Genomic DNA, 20749 nt, shown 5'->3' with positions numbered 1-20749 from the left:
CGTAGGGTCATGTCACGCGGAACCCGTTCCGTTCTCCGCTCGCCGGGCAACCTTGTGCGCGGTGCCGGGCGGATCATCAGAGCAGGTCTGTTCCTGGTTCTCGCGCTGGTCGCGCTGACGTTGTCCGTCCCGAACTCGGCGCAGGCTTTCGGCCCCGACCTCAACCTGAGCTGCAAGATCACCGGGGACGACAACTACAGCCGCGACAATCCGGGCGCGAATGGCGAGTCCATCATTCCCGCAGTCAATCAGTGGGAGAAGACGGGGCAGACGGGTGAGGACATCAATGACACACGGGGGATGATCACCGGTGCTGTCAAGATGTCCAAGAGCCCCGACAGATACACGTTTTATGAGATTAACGGCGTGCGGGGTCTGATCTGGACGGGGACTTTCAAGGGCCGGCCCGATGCCTCTGTCCCCGACGGTACGGACGACAGCGGCGCCGACGACTGCTCGGTCATGGACTTCGTCAACAACGGCGTAGCCAACATGGTCTTCAACGGCACGAAGATCCTCACGCGCGCGGCCATCTCCATCAAGGAACTCGCCTCCAACCCGAGTCCTCTCCGAGGCCTGTACGAGGGACGCAACGCCGCTGTGACGACGTTGCAGAACAACGTTTTCAGGCCGGCTGTGCCCGCAATGATCCTGCTCACCGGCATCTGGGTATTCACCAAGTGGCGCCGGCAGGAGATGCGCGAGGTCTGGTCGGGCGTCGGCTGGGCTTGTCTGACGACCATCGCCGTAGTCGCGCTGCTGGCCGGCGGCGGTCAGAACAGCAACTATCACAAGGTCATCGACCAGGCCGACGCAGGCATCGCGAACTTCAACTCGCTGCTCGCCGAGGCGGCGCTGGCGGGTGTTTCTGGGCAGATGCAGCCGCCCTGCGACATGAACAAGGACGAGACGACCAACCGAGGTCTCCGTGCCTCGAGCTGTGCGATGTACGACACCCTCGCCTTCCGTCCATGGGCCCTGGGGCAGTTCGGCGAGAAAGGTGCGAACTGCATATTCCGAACGGACGGTGGGGCCAAGGTCACCAAGGACGCCGCGTGCGACCTCGGTAGCGCCAAGGGCGAGTGTGACTTCGGAAGGGGCGCGCGCTGCGAGGACCTTAGGGTCAAGCAGGCCGCGGCGCAGTCCATGACCAACTTTGACAAGTTCCCCCTGAAGGGCGATCCGAAGGACGCCGAGAGTAAGGAGGAAGGCGAGTGGATGCCCATCCGGCAGGACATCGCGGGTGGCCCACGGGAGGATATTCCCGACGAAGAAGACCTTCCCAAGGATCAGAACATCTACCCTGTCCCGTTTGGTGACTGGGCCGGTCACAACGCTGGAGGCCGGGTCGGGCTCGCGTTCTACTCCCTGATCGCCGCCCTCATCGTCGGCATCATGGTCATCGTTCTCAGCGCTCTCACGCTGCTCTGGCACTCCGTGACCCTGATCCTCATCATCCTGCTCCCGCTGGTCGCCACTCTCGGCATCCACCCTTCCCAGCAGAAGCTGCTCAAGGGCTGGCTGCAGACCTTCATTCACAGCTTCGTGCTGCGGGCGGGCTTCGGCGTCATTCTGACCGTGCTGCTCGTGCTTTATCAGATGATCCTGCCCGCCCGGATCCCCCTGGGTATGCAGCTCCTCATGCTCCTCCTCGTCACCGTCGCCGTCGTGATGATGCTCAAGAAGCTCATCAGCGGGGAATTCAGCCCGAAGATCGCCGGCGCCGCGGACCTGGGCGTCGGGGACATGCCGGGTGTGGTCGGCGGAAAGGCCGTGCCGTTCCTGGGGGCCGTCGGCCAGAAGGGCGCCGGTGTGGTCACGGGCTCGGGGCGGGTCGCCGCGGGCGCCGCCTTGAAGGGAGCCGGCGCGGCTGCCCGAGGGGCGGACAAGAAGTGGAACAACGGGCGTCTTCAGAAGGGTGGCTGGCTCGCGGAGAGCAACTCCAAGCGCCAGCAGCGCAAGAGCGCGCACCAGGCTCGCGTCGTACAGGAGAAGTCGTACGACAACACCGTCAACACGAAGAGCTCGGAGCACCCGAACTCCGACGAGAAGGCCGCGTCGGAGACCCCCCGTGTCGGCCGTGTCAGTCAGCGCAACACCACTCCGCCCCCCGCTGCCACCCCGACGCCCACCGCAGCACCTGCACCCGTGCCGCAGCAGGCCGCGCCTCCTGCCCCGGCGCCCCGGCCGGCGCGTACGCAGCCGACGCAGCAGCCGGTAACGCAGCAGCCCGCGCAGCCGAACCCGCCGCAGCTGCCCCCGCAGCGACCGTCGGGTGACGACAACCGCATGCCCCGATAGGAGGACCGTTCATGTCACGTACCGACTCGGTCGTCGAGGCCGTGCGGCGTCTGGTCCGGCAGGAGAAGAGCGACGCCTGGGCCGTCCGGCTGCTGCCCAGGCTCGTCTTCGGGATCGCCGGGGCGTACACGCTCTTCATCCTCGCCTCCTCCTCGATGAGCTCGTTCGTCACGATCTGCGCGCTCCTGGTGCTCGGCCTGCTGGTGTTCCTGCTGCGCAAGCGCGGTCAGTTGCTGCTTGCGATCGGGTCGACGGTGGTGACCGCCGCGTTCGCGGGCTATCTCGCGGCCGTGGCGGACATCGCCCGGGGCATTCCGGCCGGATGGGTGAGCGGGCAGGCCGTGTTCGGGCACTGGGCGATCGCCGGGATGGCGCTGCTCGGCGCGTGGATGGTCAAGGACCATCCCGGGCGGCGGGGGCTCACCGTCGTGATCGCCGATGCCGTCCTCCTCGTGGCAGCGGGGCTGGGCACGGTCGCGCCCCCGGTCGCCGTGCCGCTTGGATTCGCCGGTGTGGTCGCCGTTCTCATGGTGCGGGGCGGGGGCGCAGCGGCGCTCCGCCGGGCCGTGCGGCGCGTCGCGAGACGGGTCAAGGGAGCCTGATGTCACATCAGATCACGTGTGAGCAAAATGGTTACAGTTCGGAACGGCTTTGCTGTCGCCATTTGCACTGCTCTAGAGTCCCCAGGTATCAAAAATTGCCACGGGGGGCACTTACATGGTCACGACTATGCGCAGGACTCACTCAGCGAACATATCCGGAACGCCAGGCACGGCCTCCGCTCCGCTGCCCTGCCAACGCCGACCGGACATCTTCCGGCATCCGCTCCTTGAGAACCCGCCCGTCAGCTCGGCCGAGCTGCCCATCCAGGGACGGCGCCTCCAGGCGCTCGCCCATGCGGCACGGCAGCTCTGCGCCTCCTGCCCGGTCCGGCGGGAGTGCCTGCGGGAATCCGTCCTCCGCCCGGACCCGGGCGGGTACCTCGCCGGTACCACCGAGCAGGACCGCCGGCTCATCCGCCGCCGGCTCGGCATCGGCACCCCGCACGGGGACCTGACGGCCCCGGTGGATCCCCGACAGGGTTCCGTCGGCTTCGACGCGGGCTTCCACGCCGAACTCGAAGCCGTCCTAGACGCGTTCGCGCCGGTACGCGCCTCAGGGATCCCGCGCCCGCGTACGCAGGGTCGGCCGGGACCGCGTTCCGTGGTCCCAGCTCAGAAGACACATCACGTAGCAGAGGAATCAATGGCGGCGCCGGCAGGTGAACGCATCACCTTCGCACTCGACGATCCCGTGCTCGCCGTGCAGAACGCCGTCCTCACGCCGCTGCTGCTCGCCGCGCTACCCGCGCTCGAAGCCTCCGAGCGACTGGCCGGCATGCTGGCGCACGCGCCGTCCGCCGGCCTCGCCCCGGAGCTGGCCGCATCCTGCCGACGGGCGCGCCTCAGCATGGAGGCCTGGCGCGCGGAGCTGGCCGACGACGCTCCCCGCCTTCCGGCGGGCACCGGGCTCGTCGGCTCGGTCAGCGTCGAGCTCGCGACCAGCGACCCGATCACCGCTCTGCGCCAGGACCTCTTCGAGCCTCTGCTGCGCCGTGTCGCCGATTCGATCGCACGGATCGAGGAGGTTATGTCGGTCCTCATGACCGGGCAGGAGGGCGGTGAGGACACGGATGCGTCCGGACGCTCGCTGCTGGCCGACCTGCGGACCGCGCTGCGTGAACTCGCCGCGCACATCGCGGCCTACGGCACCGTCGCGCCCGCCTCCGTTCCGCACCTCGGCAGCCGGGGGGGTTCGGACGGCGCGGGTGCCGTGGTGCGTGCCCTGCACCCCTCGATGAGCCTGCGCCAGGCCGTGGACCGAGCCGTCGCCTCTTTCCCGGGACCGTTCACCGCCCGCGACGTCCTGCTCGCGCTACCTCCGGAGGTGTACCAGGAGTCGGCCAAGTCGATCAGCAACGTCCTCTCCGCCTTGGTCAAGTCCGGGCGGCTGCGGCGGGTGTCGCGTGGTAAGTACTCCATGGACCCTGCGGAATCCCCCGTCGTTCCGTTCGCCGGGGACGACCTCGCCTAACTCCTGAAAGGACCCGAGTCGTGCAGCCCATGCCTCCGGCGGCCGAAGTCCGTATCTTCTCGCCCAACGCCGGCCTGATCGACGGTGTCCCGGTCACGGCGCCGCCGTACGGTGACATCCAGGAGGTCGTCATCTCGATCCTCCAGCAGCGCGCCCAGCAGTTCGGCGCGCCCGCCGCGGCGACGATCACCGACGACCGGTTCGGTGGCGGTATCCGTCTGCTCATCCACCCGGACGGCACGACGGAAGCGCTCGACTAGGGAGGCCGTCCGCGACGAACGGAGATCAGCATGTCGTACCCGCAGGACCGCTACCACGGCGAGAACGGTGAGGTCAGCGCCTCCTTCCGCCCCGTCGGTACCCCGGCGGACCTCACCGTCGCCAACGGGACGCAGACGCACTACCTCGCCACCACCGCTTCGACCGGGGGCGAGTTCGGGCTCTACCAGGTCGACATGACACCGCGCGCCGGCGGCCCCGCCACGCACTTCCACAGGACGATCTCCGAGAGCTTCTTCGTCCTCGACGGGACCGTGCGGCTCTTCGACGGCAAGCAGTGGGTCGACGCGAAGAAGGGCGACTTCCTGTACGTCCCGACCGGCGGGCTGCACGCCTTCCGCAACGAGTCCGACGAGCCGGCCTCGTTCCTGATCCTCTTCGCGCCCGGCGCTCCCCGTGAGGAGTACTTCGAGAAGGTCGGGACGGTCGCCGGGATGACCGAAGAGGAGCGGACGGAGTTCTTCCTCAAACACGACACGTACTGGACGGACTGAGCCCCGTCTTCGCCCCCGCCCCGCACAGTGGCAGCACCGTGAGGCCCGGGCGTGGGGGTGACGCGCGGACCGCTGCCCAGCACGCCACGCCCGTCGCCTCGACGAAGAGCCCGCGGCGGGCCAGGTCCACCTGGGCGGTGTGGAGTTGGTCCTCCGTCACCGTGAGGAAGGTTCCGCCCGCCGCCCGCACCGCTCGCAGGATCTGGGCGGCGCGTGGTGGGTTCGGGATGGCGATGCCCTCGGCGAGGGTGGGGCGGGCGTCCGCCGGTTCGAGGAGGTCGTCCGCGCCCGCCGCGAACGCCTCCGCCAGGGGAGCCACCGCCTCCGCCTGTACGGCGATCAGCGCGGGGCGGCCGTCGATCAGCCCGTGGCCGTACAGCTCCTCCACGGCCAGGGCGGCGCCCAGGAGGAGGGTGCCGTTGCCGACCGGGACGACGAGGGTGTCCGGGAGCCTGCCGCCGAGGTCCTCCCAGAGCTCGTACACGTACGTCTTCGTGCCGTGCAGGAAGTGCGGGTTGTAGACGTGCGAGGCGTAGAACGTGTCCGGTTCGTCGGCGGCGTCCCGGGCCGCCCGGGCCGTGGCCTCGCGGTCGCCGGGCACGACCGTCACGTGCGCCCCGTGCGCCCGCATCTGCTCGAGCTTCTTGGCGGACGTTCCCTCCGGTACGTACACGACGCAGTCGAGGCCCGCCCGCGCGCAGTACGCGGCGATCGCCGTGCCGGCGTTGCCACTGCTGTCGGCGAGGACGCGGGTCGGGGAGAGGCGGCGGGCGAGTTCGGCGAGCATCACCGCGCCCCGGTCCTTGAAGGACAACGTCGGCATGAGGAAGTCGAGTTTGGCCGAGACCCCGTCGGTGAGCGGGACGAGCGGAGTGCGGCCCTCCCCGAGCGTCACCCGCGGGGCCCCGGTCGCCAGCGGCAGCGCCTCTTCGTAACGCCACAATGAATTCACACGTGACGCAAGGGACGTGAGTGAAACCGGGGCGCTCGTGAACTCGAGATCCCAAGGGCCGCGGCACTGCGGACAACACCAGGTGAGGGCGTCTGCGGGGGACCGGAGCCGGCAACGGGGGCACACGTACGGCGTCATGAGCGCCAGCATGTCAGCCGTGTGGCGCACGTGTGTCGGGGCGCTCAGGACCCTTGTGAGATTCCTATGGATCCGTCAATCTTTCGCTCGGCAGCCGGATGTGCGAAACGGCGTGGACACTTCACGTCTAGTTGTCATGTTCCTGCCGTACCCCCACAGCAACGCACCACCTATGAGGAGGATCCCTCACATGTCAGTGATGCGTGACTCGCGGCGCAGACTCGCCGCCGCCAGTGCCATAGCCGTCGCCGCCCTGGCTCTCGGCACCGCCGCCACCTTCCCCGCCACCGCGGCCGAGGCCGCTCCCGACGGCGTGATCCAGAACGCCGGGGCCCCCGGGACGATCGACGGCAGCTACATCGTCACCCTCAAGGACTCCGCCCCGGCGGAGACCTCGAAGGGTCGGGCGGTCGCGGCCAAGCACGGCGCGAAGATCAAGAAGACGTACACCTCGGCGCTGAACGGCTACAACGTCGAGCTCTCCGAGGCGCAGGCGAAGAAGCTCGCCGGCGACCCCGCGGTGGCCTCCGTCGTGCAGAACCGCGTCTTCACGGTCGACGGCACGCAGCCCTCCCCGCCGTCCTGGGGCCTGGACCGGATCGACCAGCGGGCCCTTCCGCTGAACCAGAGCTACACCTACCCGGACACCGCGGGCCAGGGCGTCACGGCGTACATCATCGACACCGGTGTACGGATCTCCCACAGCGACTTCGGCGGCCGGGCCTTCAACGGTTACGACGCGATCGACAACGACAACGTCGCCCAGGACGGGCACGGCCACGGCACCCACGTCGCCGGAACCGTCGCGGGATCCTCCTACGGTGTCGCGAAGAAGGCCAAGATCGTCGGCGTCCGCGTCCTCAACAACCAGGGCTCGGGCACGACCGCGCAGGTCGTCGCCGGTATCGACTGGGTCACCCAGAACGCCGTCAAGCCGGCCGTCGCCAACATGAGCCTCGGCGGCGGCATCGACTCCGCCCTCGACACGGCCGTGCGCAACTCGATCGCGTCGGGCGTCACCTACGCCGTGGCCGCGGGCAACGACAACTCCAACGCCTCCAACTACTCGCCGGCGCGCGTCTCCGAGGCCATCACGGTCGGCTCCACGACCAACACCGACGCCCGCTCCAGCTTCTCCAACTACGGCAGCGTGCTCGACATCTTCGCCCCGGGCTCCTCCATCACCTCGGCCTGGAACACGAACGACACCGCCACCAACACCATCTCCGGCACGTCGATGGCGACCCCGCACGTCGCGGGCGCGGCCGCGGTCTGGCTCGCGGACAACCCGTCGGCCACCCCGGCCCAGGTCTCGTCCGCGCTGACGAGCGCCGCCACCCCCAACGTCGTCGGCAACCCCGGCTCCGGCTCGCCGAACCGGCTGCTCTTCGTGGGCGGCGGCGGCACCACCCCGCCGCCCGGCAAGAAGTTCGAGAACACCGCGGACTTCGCCATCGCCGACAACTCGACCGTCGAGTCCCCGGTGACCGTCAGCGGTGTCACGGGCAACGCCCCCTCCGCGCTCCAGGTGCCCGTGAACATCGTTCACACCTACATCGGTGACCTTCAGGTCCAGCTCATCGCCCCCGACGGCACGGCGTACACGCTGAAGGGCTACGGCACCGGCGGCAGCTCCGACAACATCAACACCACGTACACGGTGAACGCCTCCTCCGAGGTCGCGAACGGCACGTGGAAGCTGCGCGTCAGCGACAACGCGAACTACGACACCGGGAAGATCGACTCCTGGGCGCTCCAGTTCTGAGTGGGTGAGTAGCACGTAGGTGCCTGAGAGGGGCGGTCGCCGGGTCCGGCGGCCGTCCCTCCGCCGTCGTCAGAGAAGGTCGAGGCGGACCAGGCCGCCTCGTAGGGCGGGTCGAGCAGCCGCGCTGTACCGCCCCCACCCCTGGAGCACGTACGATGCGCGCGCCTGATCGCACGTTCGTATCATCCGCCCGCACAGGAGCACCGTACTCGTGGAGCCCTCCCAGCCGCCCCAGGACTCTCAGCCACCCCACAGAGCGTGGCCCGCCCCGGAGCCTTCGGACCCGACGGCTCCCCCGGGTGCTTCGACGGCTCCCGCCGGGCCTCCGGGGGTTCCGGTGACTCCTCACGGGCCTCCCGGGACTCCGGTGGTGCCGGGGCCGTACAACGCCAACCCCTACGCCCCGTACGGGCCGTACGGCCCCGGTGCGGTGGGTCCCGCCGCCTACGCCGCCCCGCAGCAGACCACCAACGGTCTGGCCATCGCCTCGCTGGTCTCCGGTGTCGTCTGCTGTCTGCCGCCGCTCGGCCTGGTCCTCGGACTGACCGCCCTCCCGCAGATCCGGAAGCGGAACCAGTCCGGCAAGGGGCTCGCCGTCGCGGGCATCATCCTGTCCGCGCTCAGCTCCCTCGTCATGATCGTCGGTCTGGTCACCGGCGTCTTCGGCGAGGCGTGGCGCGGCTTCCAGAAGGGCGTGGAGGAGGCGGCGAGTTCGAGCTCGGCGTTCTCCCTGCGCACCGGCCAGTGCTACAACGTCGACGGCGAGATGGAGGCCGAGACCTCGGACGTCCTGGTCGTCCCCTGCGACCGGCCGCACGAGGGCGAGGTCACCGGCGGCTTCAAACTCACCGGCTTCACCAAGTGGCCGGGCGAGAGCGCCATCGACGACATCGCGGAGAAGCGCTGCCAGGAAGTCGGCCAGGCGTACGCGCTGGACAGCTGGGCCTTCCCCGAGGACGTCTACGACTTCTACTACATGCCGAGCCGTGCCAGCTGGCGGGCCGGCGACCGCGTCGTGACCTGCGCGTTCATCGTGGACGGCGGTGAACCGATCAAGGGTTCGCTGCGCAGCGACAAGACCACCCTCGACGCCCACCAGCTCCACTACCTCACGACCATGAACCCGATCGACGACGCGTTGAACGAGGAGCCGGAGGAGGACGCGGACGAGGATCTGGCCGGAAACAGGGAATGGGCGGGGAAGGTCCACGGCGCCCTCACCGGAGCGAGCCGGAACCTGAAGAGCCACACCTGGTCGCCGGCGGCGGCGCCCCGCGTCGCCGAGCTGGTGAAGGAGCTGGACTCCTCCGCGAAGGAATGGGACAGGCTGGCCAAGGCCGCCGACGCGGACGTCTTCTGGGAGCACTACGACGCCGCGTACGACGGGACCTACTGGGAGTCGGAGTCCGGGGCCCGCAGGGCCCTGGACCTCACGGCGACGCTGGACTCCGGCACGTCCGCCTGAGACGTCGCTGTCGGGCGTGCGTGTGAACCGGGGCCGGGCCTCCTTCGGGAGACCCGGCCCCGTGCACGCGCGCGTGCGCCCGCGGGTCGGCGCTGTGCGCCGGCCGGGCGGTCGCGCGCCGGTGGGTCAGCGGCGGCCGAGTCCGCGGTCCACGGCGGTGATCAGCTCGCCGTCGGGGGTGTCACCGTCCAGCGACCAGAACATCGCGCCGCCGAGCCCCTTGACGCGTACGTACGTCGACTTGGTGCGCAGCACCTGCGGGTCGTCGTACGTCCACAGGGTCGTGCCGTCGAAGAGCCAGGCGTGGCCGGTGCGCCAGTCGCGGTGCACCTTGTACGTCCCCGAGTCCGCGAGCTTCTTCAGGGCCTTGTAGTCCTCGCTCCCGTTCGCCCAGGTGCCCGGCGCGGGGCCGGTGGCCGGCTGCCCGAGCCCGTCACCGCCGCCCGTCACACCCGTCCAGCCCTGGCCGTAGAACGGCATGCCCACCACGAGCTTGTGGGCGGGCGCGCCGCGCCGCAGCCAGTCGTTCACGGTCTGGTCGACGCTGAAGTCGCCGCTCTTCGCGAAGAGCGCCGACTGCTGGGCCGTCGTGGACTCCCAGGAGCCGTGGAAGTCGTAGCCCTGGAGGTTCACGAAGTCGAAGTCCCGCATGATCTTCGGGACTTCGAAGCCTGCGTCGATCTTGGCCGGGGCGGTCGGCACGAAGGCGGTCAGCTCGTAGTGCTTGCGCTTGCCGTGGCCCTGCCGGGACGTGGCGTAGGCGTCGAGCTGGCTGCGGAACTCCCGTACCAGGGCGGTGAAGTTCTGCTTGTCCTCCGGGCGGAAGACGGTGTCGACGTCGCCGGCGGAGGCCGGCCACTCCCAGTCGAGGTCGATGCCGTCGAAGAGGCCCGCGGCGGCTCCCGCGCCGCCACGGGCTCCGTCGACGGGCAGGTTGCCCTTGATGTAGAGGTCGATGCAGGACGAGACGAAGGCCTTGCGGGACGCGGGGGTGCGGGCCGCGTCGGAGAAGTGGGTGGACCAGCTCCAGCCGCCGAGCGAGATCAGGACCTTGAGGCCCGGGTGCTTCGCCTTGAGTTCGCGCAGCTGGTTGAAGTTGCCGGCCAGAGGCTGCTCGGCGGTGTCGGCGACGCCGTCCACGGAGTCGGCCGCGTCGAGCGGACGGACGTAGTCGGCCCACGCGTCGGCCTCTCCCGGCACGTTGCCGGTGAAGCACCTGCCGTCGGAACTGACGTTCCCGAAGGCGTAGTTGATGTGGGTGAGCTTGGCCGCCGTGCCGCTTGTCTCCAGATCCTTCACCTGGAAGTCGCGTCCGTAGACGCCCCATTGGGTGAAGTAGCCGACGCGCTTGTACGAGGGGCGGCTGGTGCTGTGCGAGGCGGAGTCGGCGCCCGCTGCGGGCGCGAGTCCGGCCACGAGGCCGAGGGAGAGGGCGGCGGTCGTCAGCCGGGAAAGGGTTCTACGACGCATGGGGCTCGTTTCCTGTGCGTGTGCCGGAAGGGAGCTGTGCTCACAGGAACGTATTGGTCTGGACCATTACGGTCAAGACTCCCGCGGGGAATCGGCGTCCATACCTGCGGTAAGCGCAGGCGTAAAGGCAAGTCATCACTTCGGGTGAAACTCTGGCCCATGCTTGCGGGTGGCCACCGAGGGTTGTCAGGCTGTAGCTGTCCGTCAACCTGAGGGGAGTGTCCAGTGACGTTCGGTGAGCAGCCCGCCTATCTTCGCGTGGCGAGCGATCTTCGAGAGAAGATCGCCAACGGCTCGCTTCCGCCGCATACCCGACTCCCCTCGCAGGCGCGCATTCGCGAGGAGTACGGGGTCTCGGACACCGTGGCCCTGGAAGCCCGCAAGGTGCTGATGGCCGAGGGGCTCGTCGAGGGCCGCTCGGGCTCGGGGACGTATGTGCGGGAGCGGCCGGTGCCGCGCAGGATCGCCCGCTCCGGGTACCGGCCGCCGTCCGGCGCCAACCCCTTCCGGCAGGAGCAGGCGGCGGACGGGGCGCGCGGCACCTGGGAGTCGAGCAGCGAGCAGGAGCACGCGAGCGCCGTCGTGGCGGAGCGGCTCGGCATCGAGCCGGGGGAGCGGGTGATGCGCACACGGTACGTCTACCGGGACGGGGGCGAGCCGATGATGCTCTCCACCTCCTGGGAGCCGCTCGCGGTCACGGGGCGGACGCCCGTGATGCTGCCCGAGGAGGGGCCGCTCGGCGGCTGCGGAGTCGTGGAGCGCATGGCGGCGATCGACGTCGTCGTCGACAACGTGGTGGAGGAGGTCGGCGCCCGCCCGGGCCTCGCGGAGGAGCTCCTGGCCCTCGGTGGCGTCCCGGGCCATGTGGTGATGGTCGTCGAGCGGACGTACTACGCATCGGGCCGTGCGGTGGAGACCGCCGAGGTCGTCGTCCCGGCCGACCGCTACCGCATCGCCTACCACCTCCCGGTGCGCTGAAGGAACCGCGCCTGCCGTCGTCAGGGTTGTCCCTTGCGCCTGAGTGCGCCGTGGGCCCCGGTCGGCTGCCCCCGCGTTGGAGCCGACCCGGCGCCCCCGCCGGACGGAGGCGCCTCGCCGGCCGGGCCGGGCCTGAGAGGCGCGGCGACGCCGAGTCCTCCCGGCCCCCGGCTCCCGGCGCCCGCGCCCGGCCCCCGGCCCCGGGCTCCCGGCGCCCGCGCCCCCGGCGCCCGGCCCCCAGCCCCGGGCTCCCGGCCCCCGGCCCCGGGCTCCCGGCTCCCGCGCCCGGCCCCCGGCCCCGGGCTCCCGGCGCCCGCGCCCGGCCCCCGGCCCCCGGCCCCGGGCTCCCGGCTCCCGGCGCCCGCGCCCGCCGGAGTCGGTCGGCGCCGCGCTGCCCCGCGCCCCCCTCCCGTTCCCGGGTCTGATCTTCGGCCGCCCTTCGTCAATTCCCGGCCGGATCCGTACCTCTTTGTGAAATCTCGTATCCGCTGTGTAAAGGTCAGGCGTAAGGTCAGGCATATGCGGATTGCCATTTCAGGGAGATCCTTAGAGACGACCGGACCGGCGGAGGGAGATGGTCGATGACCGACAGTGGCCCTGTCCTGCCCTGGCTGGTGATACGGCAGGACGACAACGGGAACCGCTATCGGGTCGGGCGGTACGCGACGAGGGACGAGGCGCAGAAGGTCGCCGACAGCCTCGATGACCGGGGGCACAAGCAGCTCTACTGGGTGGAGCGGATCGGGCAACCCGCGGTCTGACCTCCGCGGGATACGCTCCGGCCCATGACAGAACCCCACTCCGACCACGTGGCCGACCACGTGGTCGTGGTCGCCGGCGCCGTGTACGACAGGGGGCGTCTGCTGGCCGCGCGCCGCAGTGCCCCCGCCGAGCTGGCGGGGCGTTGGGAGCTCCCCGGCGGCAAGGTGGAGCCGGGCGAAAGCGCCGAAGCCGCGCTGGTCCGCGAGTTGCGCGAGGAACTCGGCGTCGAGGCGGAGCCCGGTGAGCGCATCCCGGGCGAGTGGCCGCTGAAGCCCGGCTACGTCCTCCGGGTGTGGACCGCCCGTCTGCTCTCGGGTGAGCCCCGCCCGCTGGAGGACCACGACGAACTGCGCTGGCTGGCCCGTCATGAGCTGGACTCCGTCGACTGGCTCGACCAGGACCGGCCCGCCGTCGCCGAGGCCGGGCTGCGTCTGCCGCCCGTCGCCGCCGACGGAGCGCGCGGCTGAGGCCTTGACCCGTTCGTGCCACGGTGCTCCCCTTGGCCCACTCCCGCGATACCGCGCCCTCAATTCGGGTATGTGCTGATTAACCCCCCGAAATAGGACGTGGGCCTTCCTTCTGGTGATGGGTTGGGGAAGTGATCGGGAGTGATCGACACCGATGGCGACTGCGTCGAGTGGAACTTCCCGGCTGAGGCCAATGCCGTGCGCACCGCCCGCCACGCGGTGCGCGACACGCTTCGGACCTGGCGGATCGACTCGACGGTGGGTGACCTGACGGTCCTCCTGGTGAGCGAGCTGGTGACCAACTCCCTCCGCTACGCCTCCGGCCCCATCGGTGTCCGCCTCGTCCACCTCCATCCGGAGCCGGACGGCGACGCCCACCGCCCCGCCCTTCTCGTGGAGGTCTCCGATCCGCTTCCGGATCCGCCCACCGAACGCCCCGCCGGGCCCGACGACGAGGGGGGTCGCGGTCTCCAGCTCGTGGCCGGTTCCGCTCGGAGCTGGGGGACCCGTCAAGACAGAACGGGCAAGACAGTGTGGTTCGAGCTGGCCCTGCCGGGTTAAGAGAGGGTTGGGACAACGATCACCGAGGGCTCGGCCGGAAATGAACGAGACCACCCTGTGATCGTGAACGTCGTGCCGTCGGGGGCCGTAGTGCTGAATACTGCGGGCATGGCCGGTCCGGTGCGGTGAGCTGGAGGGGACGGTCGCGTGAGCGAGATACCTGAGACGGCGAGCGGCTTCGTGTGGCAGAGCAGCCCGCCCGGCTCGATCTATGACTACATCAGGGTCGCCTCCTTCTCGATAGGGCCCGACGGGCTCGTCGATCAGTGGAGTCGCCGGGCCGTCGACCTCTTCGGCGTGCCTGCCGAAGAGGCCATGGGCAAGGATCCGGTCGAGGCCTTCATGCCTGCCGACCTGCGTGAACGCGGGCGGCGCAGGGTCGCCGAGATCCTCGACGGCCGTGAGTGGACGGGCCTCGTCCCCTTCCGGATCCCGGGCCAGGACCGCGGCGCGAGTCGCGACGGCATCGCCGAGATGTATGTCATGCCGAGCCGGACCACGACCGGGGAACAGGCCGCGCTCTGCATCGTCGTCGACGTACGGGCGCTGCGGCACATCGAGACCGACCTCGCCGCTTCGCAGGCGATTTTCGGCCAATCCCCTTTTGGTTTTCTGCTCTTCGGTACCGACCTCACCGTGAAGCGCGCCAACCAGCGCTTCGCCACCGTCTTCGGCGGCTCGGCGGACGACCACCGGGGCCGCACCGTCCACGACTATCTCTCCCGGCCCGAGGCCGACCGGATGACGGCCGCGCTCCAGAGCGTCCTGGAGACCGGTGAGTCCGTCACCGATCTGCAGATCGTCGGTGCCCCTCCCGGCTCCACCGACCGGCGCCACTGGTCGATCAACCTCTACCGCGTGCACAGCGGCTCCGGCCGGCCCGTCGGCGTCGCCGGACTGGGCATCGACGTGACCCGCCGCCACAGCGCGGCCCGCGAGGCGGCCAGCGCCCGCCGCAACCTCGCCCTCCTCAACGAGGCCGGCGCCCGCATCGGCAACTCCCTGGATCTGGAGGCCACCGCCCGGGAGCTGCTCGACGTGTCCGTCCCCGGCTTCTGCGACCTCGCCTCCGTCGACCTCTACCAGGGTCTGCTGACCGGGGACGAGGCTCCGCCCGGACGGTGGGGGAGCTCCCACGACGTCGGCTACGGCGCGGGCAGCGCCGAGCTGCGCCGGGTCGCCTTCGCGAGCGCGGTGTCCGACACCCCGCTCCGCAACCCCGACGGAACGACCGGCACCGACGCCGACGGCGGCTGTTGCGGCACCGGCCCCGTCGAGGTCGGCTCCGTCCACCGCTACCCGTTCAACTCGCCCTGCGCCGGTGCCCTCCGGACCGGACAGGTCAGAACCGTCCCCGGCGCCGAGGGCGGTCTCGTCCACTCGACCCTCGTCGTGCCGATGGTCGCCCACGACACCGTCGTCGGTCTCGTCCAGTTCTCCCGGACCAAGGGCAGCGAGCCCTTCGGGGAGCGGGACCGGGCCCTCGCCGTCGAACTGGCCGCCCGCGCGGCGGTCTGCATCGACAACGCCCGCCTCTACCGCCGCGAGCACGAGCGGGCCCTGATCCTCCAGCGCAGCCTGCTCCCGCCCGGTGACCCCGAGGCCGCCGGTCTGGACATCGCCTGCCGCTATCTCCCCGGCACCACGGCCACCGAGGTCGGCGGCGACTGGTTCGACGTCATCGAACTGCCCGGCCATCGCACCGCCCTGGTCATCGGGGACGTCATGGGCCGAGGCCTGCGCGCCGCCGTCGCCATGGGCGAACTGCGCACCGCCGTCCGCACCCTGGCCCAGCTCGACCTGGAACCCGCGGAGGTGCTCTCCCACCTCGACGAGATCGCCCGCGGCCTCGGCGCACCCGTGGGAGCCCAGCAGAACGCCCGCGCCCACAAGCCCCGTGGGCCGGAGCTTTCCGAGGTCTACCTCGCCACCTGCGTCTACGCCGTCTACGACCCCGTCACCCGGCGCTGCACCTTCGCCAACGCCGGCCACCTTCCGCCGGTCCTCGTCGAACCGGGGGAGAAGGCCCTGCTCCTCGACGTGCCGCCGGGGATGCCGCTCGGCGTCGGCGGAGAGCCCTTCGAGGAGGTGGAGGTCGAACTGCCCGAGGGCGCCCTGCTGGCCCTCTACACCGACGGGCTCGTCGAGTCCCGCGACCATCCTCTCGACGAGGGGCTCAGCGCCTTCCGCAGCGCGCTCACGGACGCGGCCCTGCCTCTCGAGGACGTCTGCGACCGGGTGCTGTCCACCCTCGACACCGAGCACGGCGAGGACGACATCGCCCTCCTGATGGCCCGTATCCAGGGACTGCCGGCCGACGCCGTCGGGGACTGGCGGCTGCCCCGCGAGCCCCGCTCGGTCGGCCGGGCCCGCGAACTGGCGCGTGCCCAGCTCACCGCCTGGGACCTCGAGCCGCTCGTGGACACCGTCGAACTCCTGGTCAGCGAACTGGTCACCAACGCCCTGCGGTACGGCGAGGGTGAGATCCGGCTCCGGCTGCTCCGTGACCGGACCCTCGTCTGCGAGGTCTGGGACTCCGGGCTGGTGCAGCCCCGGCGACGCCGGGCCCGTGACACCGACGAGGGCGGGCGCGGACTGCAGCTGGTCGGGCTGCTCAGCGCCGCCTGGGGCTCGCGCCGCACCCCCCGCGGCAAGACCGTCTGGTTCGAACTGCCTCTGCCGGACGGCGAGGGGGCCGCGGAGCCTACGGTGGAGCAGCTCCTGAGCATGTTCTGACCGGCGCCGCACCACCCCGCCTGCGCGCGGGGTGGGCGCTACCGCTTCAGCGCCGCGAGCCGCGCCTCGATCTCCGCGCTGTCGCCGAGCGTGTCCAGCTGCTCGAACTGGGCGTCCAGCGAGGAGGCGGCCAGCTCCTGCTTGCCCATCGCCTTCGCCTCCTCCCGCCGCACCTTGTCCTCGAACCGGCTCAGCTCGCTCGTCGGGTCCAGCACGTCGATGTTCTTCACGGCGTCCATCATCCGGTTCTGCGCCTGCGCGGAGGTGGCCCGGGCGACCAGCTCGTCGCGCTTCGCCTGCAACTCGCCCAACTTGGCCTTCATCTGGTCCAGGCCGGGCTTGAGCTTCTCCACGACCTCGGTCTGGGCCGCGATCGTGGGCTCGGCCGTCTTCGCCTCCTTCTCCGACTGGAGCTGGCGCCCCAGCGCGACCTTCGCCAGGTTGTCGAAGCGGTCCGCCTCCGCCGTCTGCCCGCCCGCCCGCAGCTCGTCGCCCTTTCTGCTCGCGGCCAGCGCCTTCTCGCCCCACTCCTTCGCCGCGGCCTTGTCCTCCTGGTGGTCCTGCTCCATCAGCCGCAGGTTGCCGATCGTCGCCGCGACCGCCTCCTCCGCCTCCGTGATGTTGTTGCTGTAGTCGCGGATCAGCTGGTCCAGCATCTTCTGTGGGTCCTCCGCCTGGTCCAGCAGCGCGTTGATGTTGGCCTTCGCCAGCTGGGTGACGCGACCGAGGATGGTCTGCTTCGTCATGGTCCTTCTCCTTGAGCGCGATGAGCAGGGTGAGCACGAAGTGCACGGTGCGCGCCAAGAGCGCGATGAGCCGTGAAGTGTCAGAAGCGGCCGCCGCCGCCCAGCCGGCCGCGGGTCCCCCCGCCGCCGAACCGCCCGGGTCCGCCGCCGAACCCGCCCCCGCCGAATCCCCCGCCATGACCTCCGCCTCCCCTTCCTCCGCCGAACAGCCCGCCGAGGATGATGCCGCCGAGCACCGCTCCGCCGAGCCCGCCGCCGCCACCTCCCACCCCTGTTACACCGCCCAGCCCGTTCGGGTTCCCATACGTCCGGACGTCCTGCTCGGCGAGGTCCTGCGCCCGCCGGGCCAGCGCGTCCGCCTGCTGGGCCTCGCCCAGGCCCGCCTGCGGGTCGTCGGCCTCCGCCAGGGCCGCCGCCTTCCCCAGCCGGCGCTGTGCTTCGGCCAGACGCGTGCGGGCCTCGCTGCCCACGGCCGCGCGATGGGTGGTGATGTAGTCGGCCGCCGCCCCGATGGCGGAACGGGCCGTCAGCATCGTCTGGTCGAGGAGCGCGCGGGCGCGCCGCGCGCCCGACTCGCGCTCCCGCGCCCCCGCCAGCGCCTCGTCGAGCGCCGCGTCGGCCTCCTCGATGCGCCGCAGTGCGTCCAACGGATCGTGGCGGCCCGCGTCCACCGTCCGCCGGACATCGGCGACGACCGCCTCCGCGCGGGCGATACGGCCCTGGAGGTCGGCGGTGGAGACCCCCTCGGCCGTGCCCTGGAGCAGTCCGCGGGCGTCGGCGAGGTCGGCCTCGGTCTCCGAGAGGGCGGTCGTCAGCTTGCCCACGGCCTCCGCCAGCTCCTTGGCGCGCCGGTCGACGGCCTCGCTCAGCCGGGCCGCCTGGTCGACCGCGCCCTCGGCCGCCCGGATGTGGACGGCCGCGACGCCGAGGTCGCCCGCCTCGACGGCCTGCCGAGCGCGCTCCACGTGTGTCGTCGCGAACACCAGCCGGTCCTTGGCCTGTTCGACGTCGCTCGCCACGGGGGAGGCCGCGGACTCGGCGTACCGTTCCCGCATCGCGGTCAGCGCCGCCTGCGCCGTGCCGACCCGCCCCGACTGCTCGCGGAACGCGGCCTCGACGGCGGCCAGCGCCTCGGGGGCGTTGCGCTCCAGGGCCCGAAGCCGGTCGAAGTCCTCGGACCGGGCGTCCAGGCGCGCGTTCGCGTCGGCGCAGCGCCGGACGATCTCGTCGAGCATCGAGCGGCGGGTCGCGTCGTCCTCGGGGAAGGCGTCGTCGAGCTTCTGGCGGAGCCGGAACGCGGCCGTCAGCTCCTCCTTCGCGAACGCCATGGCCTCGGTGAAGGGCTCGACCGCCTCCTCGCCGAACTGGGCGGTCGCGAAGCCGAGTTCCTCCGTGCTGGTCCGGACGGCGTCGTCCGTGGCGACCAGCGCCTGCCGGGCCTGTCCGTCCAGCTCGGCGAGCGTGGGCGGCGCGGGTTCCTTCGGAGCACCCCAGCCCTGTCCGCCCGGCGGGCCTCCGCCCGCGCCGGTACCGGCTCCCCTACCGGCGCCCGCTCCGGGCCGCCGGCGGCGCTTGCTCCAGGCGTACGCGGCGACGACCCCGGCTCCGCCGACGAGGACGACGGGCAGGACGAGGTCCGACCCGGAGGTGCCGTCGTCCACCGTGCCGCCCGGATCGGCGACGCCCGGGGTGATCGTGGGGGTGATCACCGGCTGCCCGGAGAGGACCGCGTCGTAGCCGTTCGCCGCGCCGATCGCCGCCCCCGCCCAGTCGTTCTGCCGGAGGGGCGGCTCGATCGCGGTCCGGGCGACGTCGTCGAGCTGCGCCTGGGTGAAGAGGGAGGCCGGGTCGGCCGAGTAGCCGTACTGCCGGTCGTGTGTGGCCACCGCGAGCAGGAGGTCGTCGACGCCCAGGCCGTTGCGCTCGGCCGTGGCGTCGGCCCAGCTCTGGGCCGGGCGACCGGAGAAGTCCCGTACGTACACGACGAAGAGCTGGACGCGCCGGTCGTCGTAGAGCTGGTCCAGGGCCCGGACGACCGCGCCGCGACGGTCGCCGAGCGCGTCCACCGTGTCCGTGATCTGCCCCTCGCGGGACAGCACGACGGGGTCGTCGGCGCGGGCGCCGTGAACGGCGGGCACGGTCAGCCACCACGCCGCCACCAGCACCGCGAGGAGAGCTCGGCTGACTGTTCGCGTCACATGGGGAGGTTATGTCCCGGTCTGTTCGCTCGCGACCGGGCGGAACCGCATCCTCGGCCCCGAGCGTCACTGTCAGTAGCCGCTCCTAGGGTGGTGATCACGACATCGACGATCTCGGGGGGCTCGGGTGAACGGACGCGTACGCGGCTGGTGGAGGCGGGGGCGATGGATCGCCCTCGGTCTCGTCCTTCTTCTGGTCCTGCCCCTCGCCGGCAGCGCCGTCGCCCTGCGCGTCAACTACGCGGGCGACCTCCAGGACGGGACGAAGACCCGCGGCAAGGACGCGATCTGGCTGGGCCACGCCTGGGTGGACGGCCGGAAGAAGGACGCCGACCTCGCCGAGTTCGCGGCCCGTGTCAAGGGGACCGGCATACGTGACCTGTACGTCCACGCCGGGCCGCTGGAGCACGACGGCACCCTGCCCGCCGCCCGCTATCCCCAGGCGGCGTGGCTGATCCAGAGCGTCCACCGCACGATGCCCGGCATACGCGTGCACGCCTGGCTCGGCGACATCCTGGCCACCGAGGGGCCCGAGGGGCTCCGTCTGGAGGACACGGCCTCACGGACGGCCGTGGTGGGATCCGCCCGGCAGATCCTCGACGCCGGCTTCGACGGGGTCCACTTCGACCTGGAGCCGCTGCTCTCGGACGACGCGCACTACCTGTCCCTCCTCGACGACCTCGGCGAGCTGACCCGGGCCCGCAAGGTCCCGCTCTCCGTCGCCGCCCACCAGATCGACCCGCTGCCCGCCCTGCACTCGGTGAACGGCGCGGTCAGCGGCAGTGAGAAGTGGTGGTCGCAGGAGTTCTTCGGGCAGGTCGCGCGCAGGGTCGACCAGATAGCCGTCATGTCGTACGACACGTGGATGCCGCTGGAGAGCCTCTACGGCGGGTACGTCGCCCAGCAGACGAGCCTCGCCCTGGAGGTCACGCCGAAGGACACCGACCTGCTCATGGGCCTGCCCTTCTTCCACGAGGACGACCTCGGCCACCACGACTCGGCGGAGACCGTGGCGGCCGCGATCCGCGGCACCCGGCTGGGCCTCGGGCGCACGGACCGCGACCGCGAACGGTTCGGAGTCGCGCTCTACGTCGACTTCGCCGCGAAGGAGGAGGACTGGACGGCCTACCGCGAGGGCTGGCACTGACCGCCCGCGCGGCATACCGGCGCCGGCGCGGTGCGCGGGCGGGACTGCCCCAGGGCCCGTCGTTCGGATCAGGCCCTAGGGCGTGTTGCGAAAGTCCCGCCTGCCCCGCGACGCCTGGCACGCACGCTCGCTGCGTTGTCGGGATCGTCCGAGTACACCCGGTACGAGGACGACCCTCCGCCTTGCGATCGCACGCACCAGACGCCGCGGGGCCCGC

17 protein-coding genes and 1 pseudogene are annotated in these 20749 nt (G+C 71.1%); 14 read left to right on the top strand and 4 right to left on the bottom strand.

The annotated features are described in order from the left end of the window. The first annotated feature begins 9 nt into the window (after window positions 1–9). From ACZ3IJ_RS07965 to ACZ3IJ_RS07940, 6 genes and pseudogenes are all read left to right on the top strand, one after another. Complete coding sequence (locus ACZ3IJ_RS07965; RefSeq protein ID WP_467466793.1) at window positions 10–2301, top strand: hypothetical protein; 2292 nt, start codon at window positions 10–12, stop codon at window positions 2299–2301. Between the two features lie 11 nt (window positions 2302–2312). Continuing rightward, window positions 2313–2903, top strand: coding sequence for a hypothetical protein (locus ACZ3IJ_RS07960; protein ID WP_467466792.1), 591 nt, complete (start codon window positions 2313–2315; stop codon window positions 2901–2903). 115 nt (window positions 2904–3018) lie between these two features. Continuing rightward, a pseudogene (locus ACZ3IJ_RS07955) lies at window positions 3019–3300 on the top strand (WhiB family transcriptional regulator); the annotation flags it as partial. A 246-nt stretch (window positions 3301–3546) separates the two neighbouring features. After that, window positions 3547–4374 (top strand): hypothetical protein, encoded by an 828-nt coding sequence (locus tag ACZ3IJ_RS07950; RefSeq protein WP_467466971.1) that lies wholly within the window; start codon window positions 3547–3549, stop codon window positions 4372–4374. A gap of 29 nt (window positions 4375–4403) precedes the next feature. After that, window positions 4404–4634 (top strand): hypothetical protein, encoded by a 231-nt coding sequence (locus tag ACZ3IJ_RS07945; RefSeq protein ID WP_383571234.1) that lies wholly within the window; start codon window positions 4404–4406, stop codon window positions 4632–4634. Window positions 4635–4664: 30 nt separating this feature from the next. Next, window positions 4665–5147 carry a cupin domain-containing protein gene (locus ACZ3IJ_RS07940; protein WP_467466791.1) on the top strand — a complete coding sequence of 161 codons (483 nt, stop codon included), beginning with the start codon at window positions 4665–4667 and terminating at the stop codon, window positions 5145–5147. On the opposite strand, the gene ACZ3IJ_RS07935 is transcribed toward ACZ3IJ_RS07940, so the two are convergent. Continuing rightward, window positions 5119–6249 (bottom strand): threonine synthase, encoded by a 1131-nt coding sequence (locus ACZ3IJ_RS07935; protein WP_467466790.1) that lies wholly within the window; start codon window positions 6247–6249, stop codon window positions 5119–5121. The genes ACZ3IJ_RS07940 and ACZ3IJ_RS07935 overlap by 29 nt on opposite strands. 178 nt (window positions 6250–6427) lie before the next feature. Here ACZ3IJ_RS07935 and ACZ3IJ_RS07930 point away from each other — a divergent pair, with 178 nt between their 5' ends. After that, window positions 6428–8002, top strand: coding sequence for a S8 family peptidase (locus ACZ3IJ_RS07930; protein WP_467466789.1), 1575 nt, complete (start codon window positions 6428–6430; stop codon window positions 8000–8002). A 370-nt stretch (window positions 8003–8372) separates the two neighbouring features. Beyond that, window positions 8373–9467, top strand: coding sequence for a DUF4190 domain-containing protein (locus tag ACZ3IJ_RS07925; RefSeq protein WP_467466788.1), 1095 nt, complete (start codon window positions 8373–8375; stop codon window positions 9465–9467). Window positions 9468–9593: 126 nt separating this feature from the next. On the opposite strand, the gene ACZ3IJ_RS07920 is transcribed toward ACZ3IJ_RS07925, so the two are convergent. Beyond that, window positions 9594–10937, bottom strand: coding sequence for a glycoside hydrolase family 18 protein (locus ACZ3IJ_RS07920; protein ID WP_467466787.1), 1344 nt, complete (start codon window positions 10935–10937; stop codon window positions 9594–9596). 225 nt (window positions 10938–11162) lie between these two features. Here ACZ3IJ_RS07920 and ACZ3IJ_RS07915 point away from each other — a divergent pair, with 225 nt between their 5' ends. The 5 genes from ACZ3IJ_RS07915 (at window position 11163) to ACZ3IJ_RS07895 (ending at window position 16441) form a co-directional block, all read left to right on the top strand. Beyond that, window positions 11163–11915, top strand: coding sequence for a GntR family transcriptional regulator (locus ACZ3IJ_RS07915; RefSeq protein ID WP_391798669.1), 753 nt, complete (start codon window positions 11163–11165; stop codon window positions 11913–11915). Window positions 11916–12496: 581 nt separating this feature from the next. Next, window positions 12497–12676, top strand: coding sequence for an SPOR domain-containing protein (locus ACZ3IJ_RS07910; protein ID WP_352192255.1), 180 nt, complete (start codon window positions 12497–12499; stop codon window positions 12674–12676). 24 nt (window positions 12677–12700) lie between these two features. Further along, window positions 12701–13144 (top strand): (deoxy)nucleoside triphosphate pyrophosphohydrolase, encoded by a 444-nt coding sequence (locus ACZ3IJ_RS07905; protein ID WP_467466786.1) that lies wholly within the window; start codon window positions 12701–12703, stop codon window positions 13142–13144. A gap of 141 nt (window positions 13145–13285) precedes the next feature. Next, the gene (locus ACZ3IJ_RS07900; RefSeq protein ID WP_391798667.1) at window positions 13286–13705 is read left to right on the top strand and encodes an ATP-binding protein; all 420 of its coding nucleotides are present in this window, start codon (window positions 13286–13288) and stop codon (window positions 13703–13705) included. 147 nt (window positions 13706–13852) lie between these two features. Further along, on the top strand, window positions 13853–16441 hold the full coding sequence (locus ACZ3IJ_RS07895; RefSeq protein ID WP_467466785.1) for a SpoIIE family protein phosphatase: 2589 nt from the start codon (window positions 13853–13855) through the stop codon (window positions 16439–16441). Between the two features lie 38 nt (window positions 16442–16479). Here ACZ3IJ_RS07895 and ACZ3IJ_RS07890 read toward each other — a convergent pair whose 3' ends face one another. Together ACZ3IJ_RS07890 and ACZ3IJ_RS07885 are read right to left on the bottom strand one after the other, a co-directional pair. Then, a complete protein-coding gene (locus ACZ3IJ_RS07890; RefSeq protein WP_467466784.1) occupies window positions 16480–17187 on the bottom strand; it encodes a PspA/IM30 family protein in 708 nt (235 codons plus the stop codon). A gap of 80 nt (window positions 17188–17267) precedes the next feature. Then, window positions 17268–19385 (bottom strand): TPM domain-containing protein, encoded by a 2118-nt coding sequence (locus ACZ3IJ_RS07885; protein ID WP_467466783.1) that lies wholly within the window; start codon window positions 19383–19385, stop codon window positions 17268–17270. Between the two features lie 127 nt (window positions 19386–19512). Between ACZ3IJ_RS07885 and ACZ3IJ_RS07880 the strand changes: the two genes are divergently transcribed. Then, entirely contained in the window at window positions 19513–20532 is a 1020-nt protein-coding gene (locus tag ACZ3IJ_RS07880) for a glycoside hydrolase family 18 protein (protein WP_467466782.1), read from the top strand. Window positions 20533–20749 lie beyond the last annotated feature (217 nt).

Source organism: Streptomyces sp. NPDC013317, from assembly GCF_055563155.1.
This window is presented reverse-complemented; position numbering and strand designations above follow the sequence as displayed.

Coding starts and splice junctions, on each gene's coding strand:
- ACZ3IJ_RS07930 (WP_467466789.1), top strand. CDS start 6,428: ATGTCAGTGATGCGTGACTCGCGGCGCAGACTCGCCGCCGCCAGTGCC.
- ACZ3IJ_RS07935 (WP_467466790.1), bottom strand. CDS start 6,249: ATGCTGGCGCTCATGACGCCGTACGTGTGCCCCCGTTGCCGGCTCCGG.
- ACZ3IJ_RS07960 (WP_467466792.1), top strand. CDS start 2,313: ATGTCACGTACCGACTCGGTCGTCGAGGCCGTGCGGCGTCTGGTCCGG.
- ACZ3IJ_RS07950 (WP_467466971.1), top strand. CDS start 3,547: ATGGCGGCGCCGGCAGGTGAACGCATCACCTTCGCACTCGACGATCCC.
- ACZ3IJ_RS07945 (WP_383571234.1), top strand. CDS start 4,404: ATGCCTCCGGCGGCCGAAGTCCGTATCTTCTCGCCCAACGCCGGCCTG.
- ACZ3IJ_RS07920 (WP_467466787.1), bottom strand. CDS start 10,937: ATGCGTCGTAGAACCCTTTCCCGGCTGACGACCGCCGCCCTCTCCCTC.
- ACZ3IJ_RS07890 (WP_467466784.1), bottom strand. CDS start 17,187: ATGACGAAGCAGACCATCCTCGGTCGCGTCACCCAGCTGGCGAAGGCC.
- ACZ3IJ_RS07940 (WP_467466791.1), top strand. CDS start 4,665: ATGTCGTACCCGCAGGACCGCTACCACGGCGAGAACGGTGAGGTCAGC.
- ACZ3IJ_RS07905 (WP_467466786.1), top strand. CDS start 12,701: ATGACAGAACCCCACTCCGACCACGTGGCCGACCACGTGGTCGTGGTC.
- ACZ3IJ_RS07965 (WP_467466793.1), top strand. CDS start 10: ATGTCACGCGGAACCCGTTCCGTTCTCCGCTCGCCGGGCAACCTTGTG.
- ACZ3IJ_RS07910 (WP_352192255.1), top strand. CDS start 12,497: ATGACCGACAGTGGCCCTGTCCTGCCCTGGCTGGTGATACGGCAGGAC.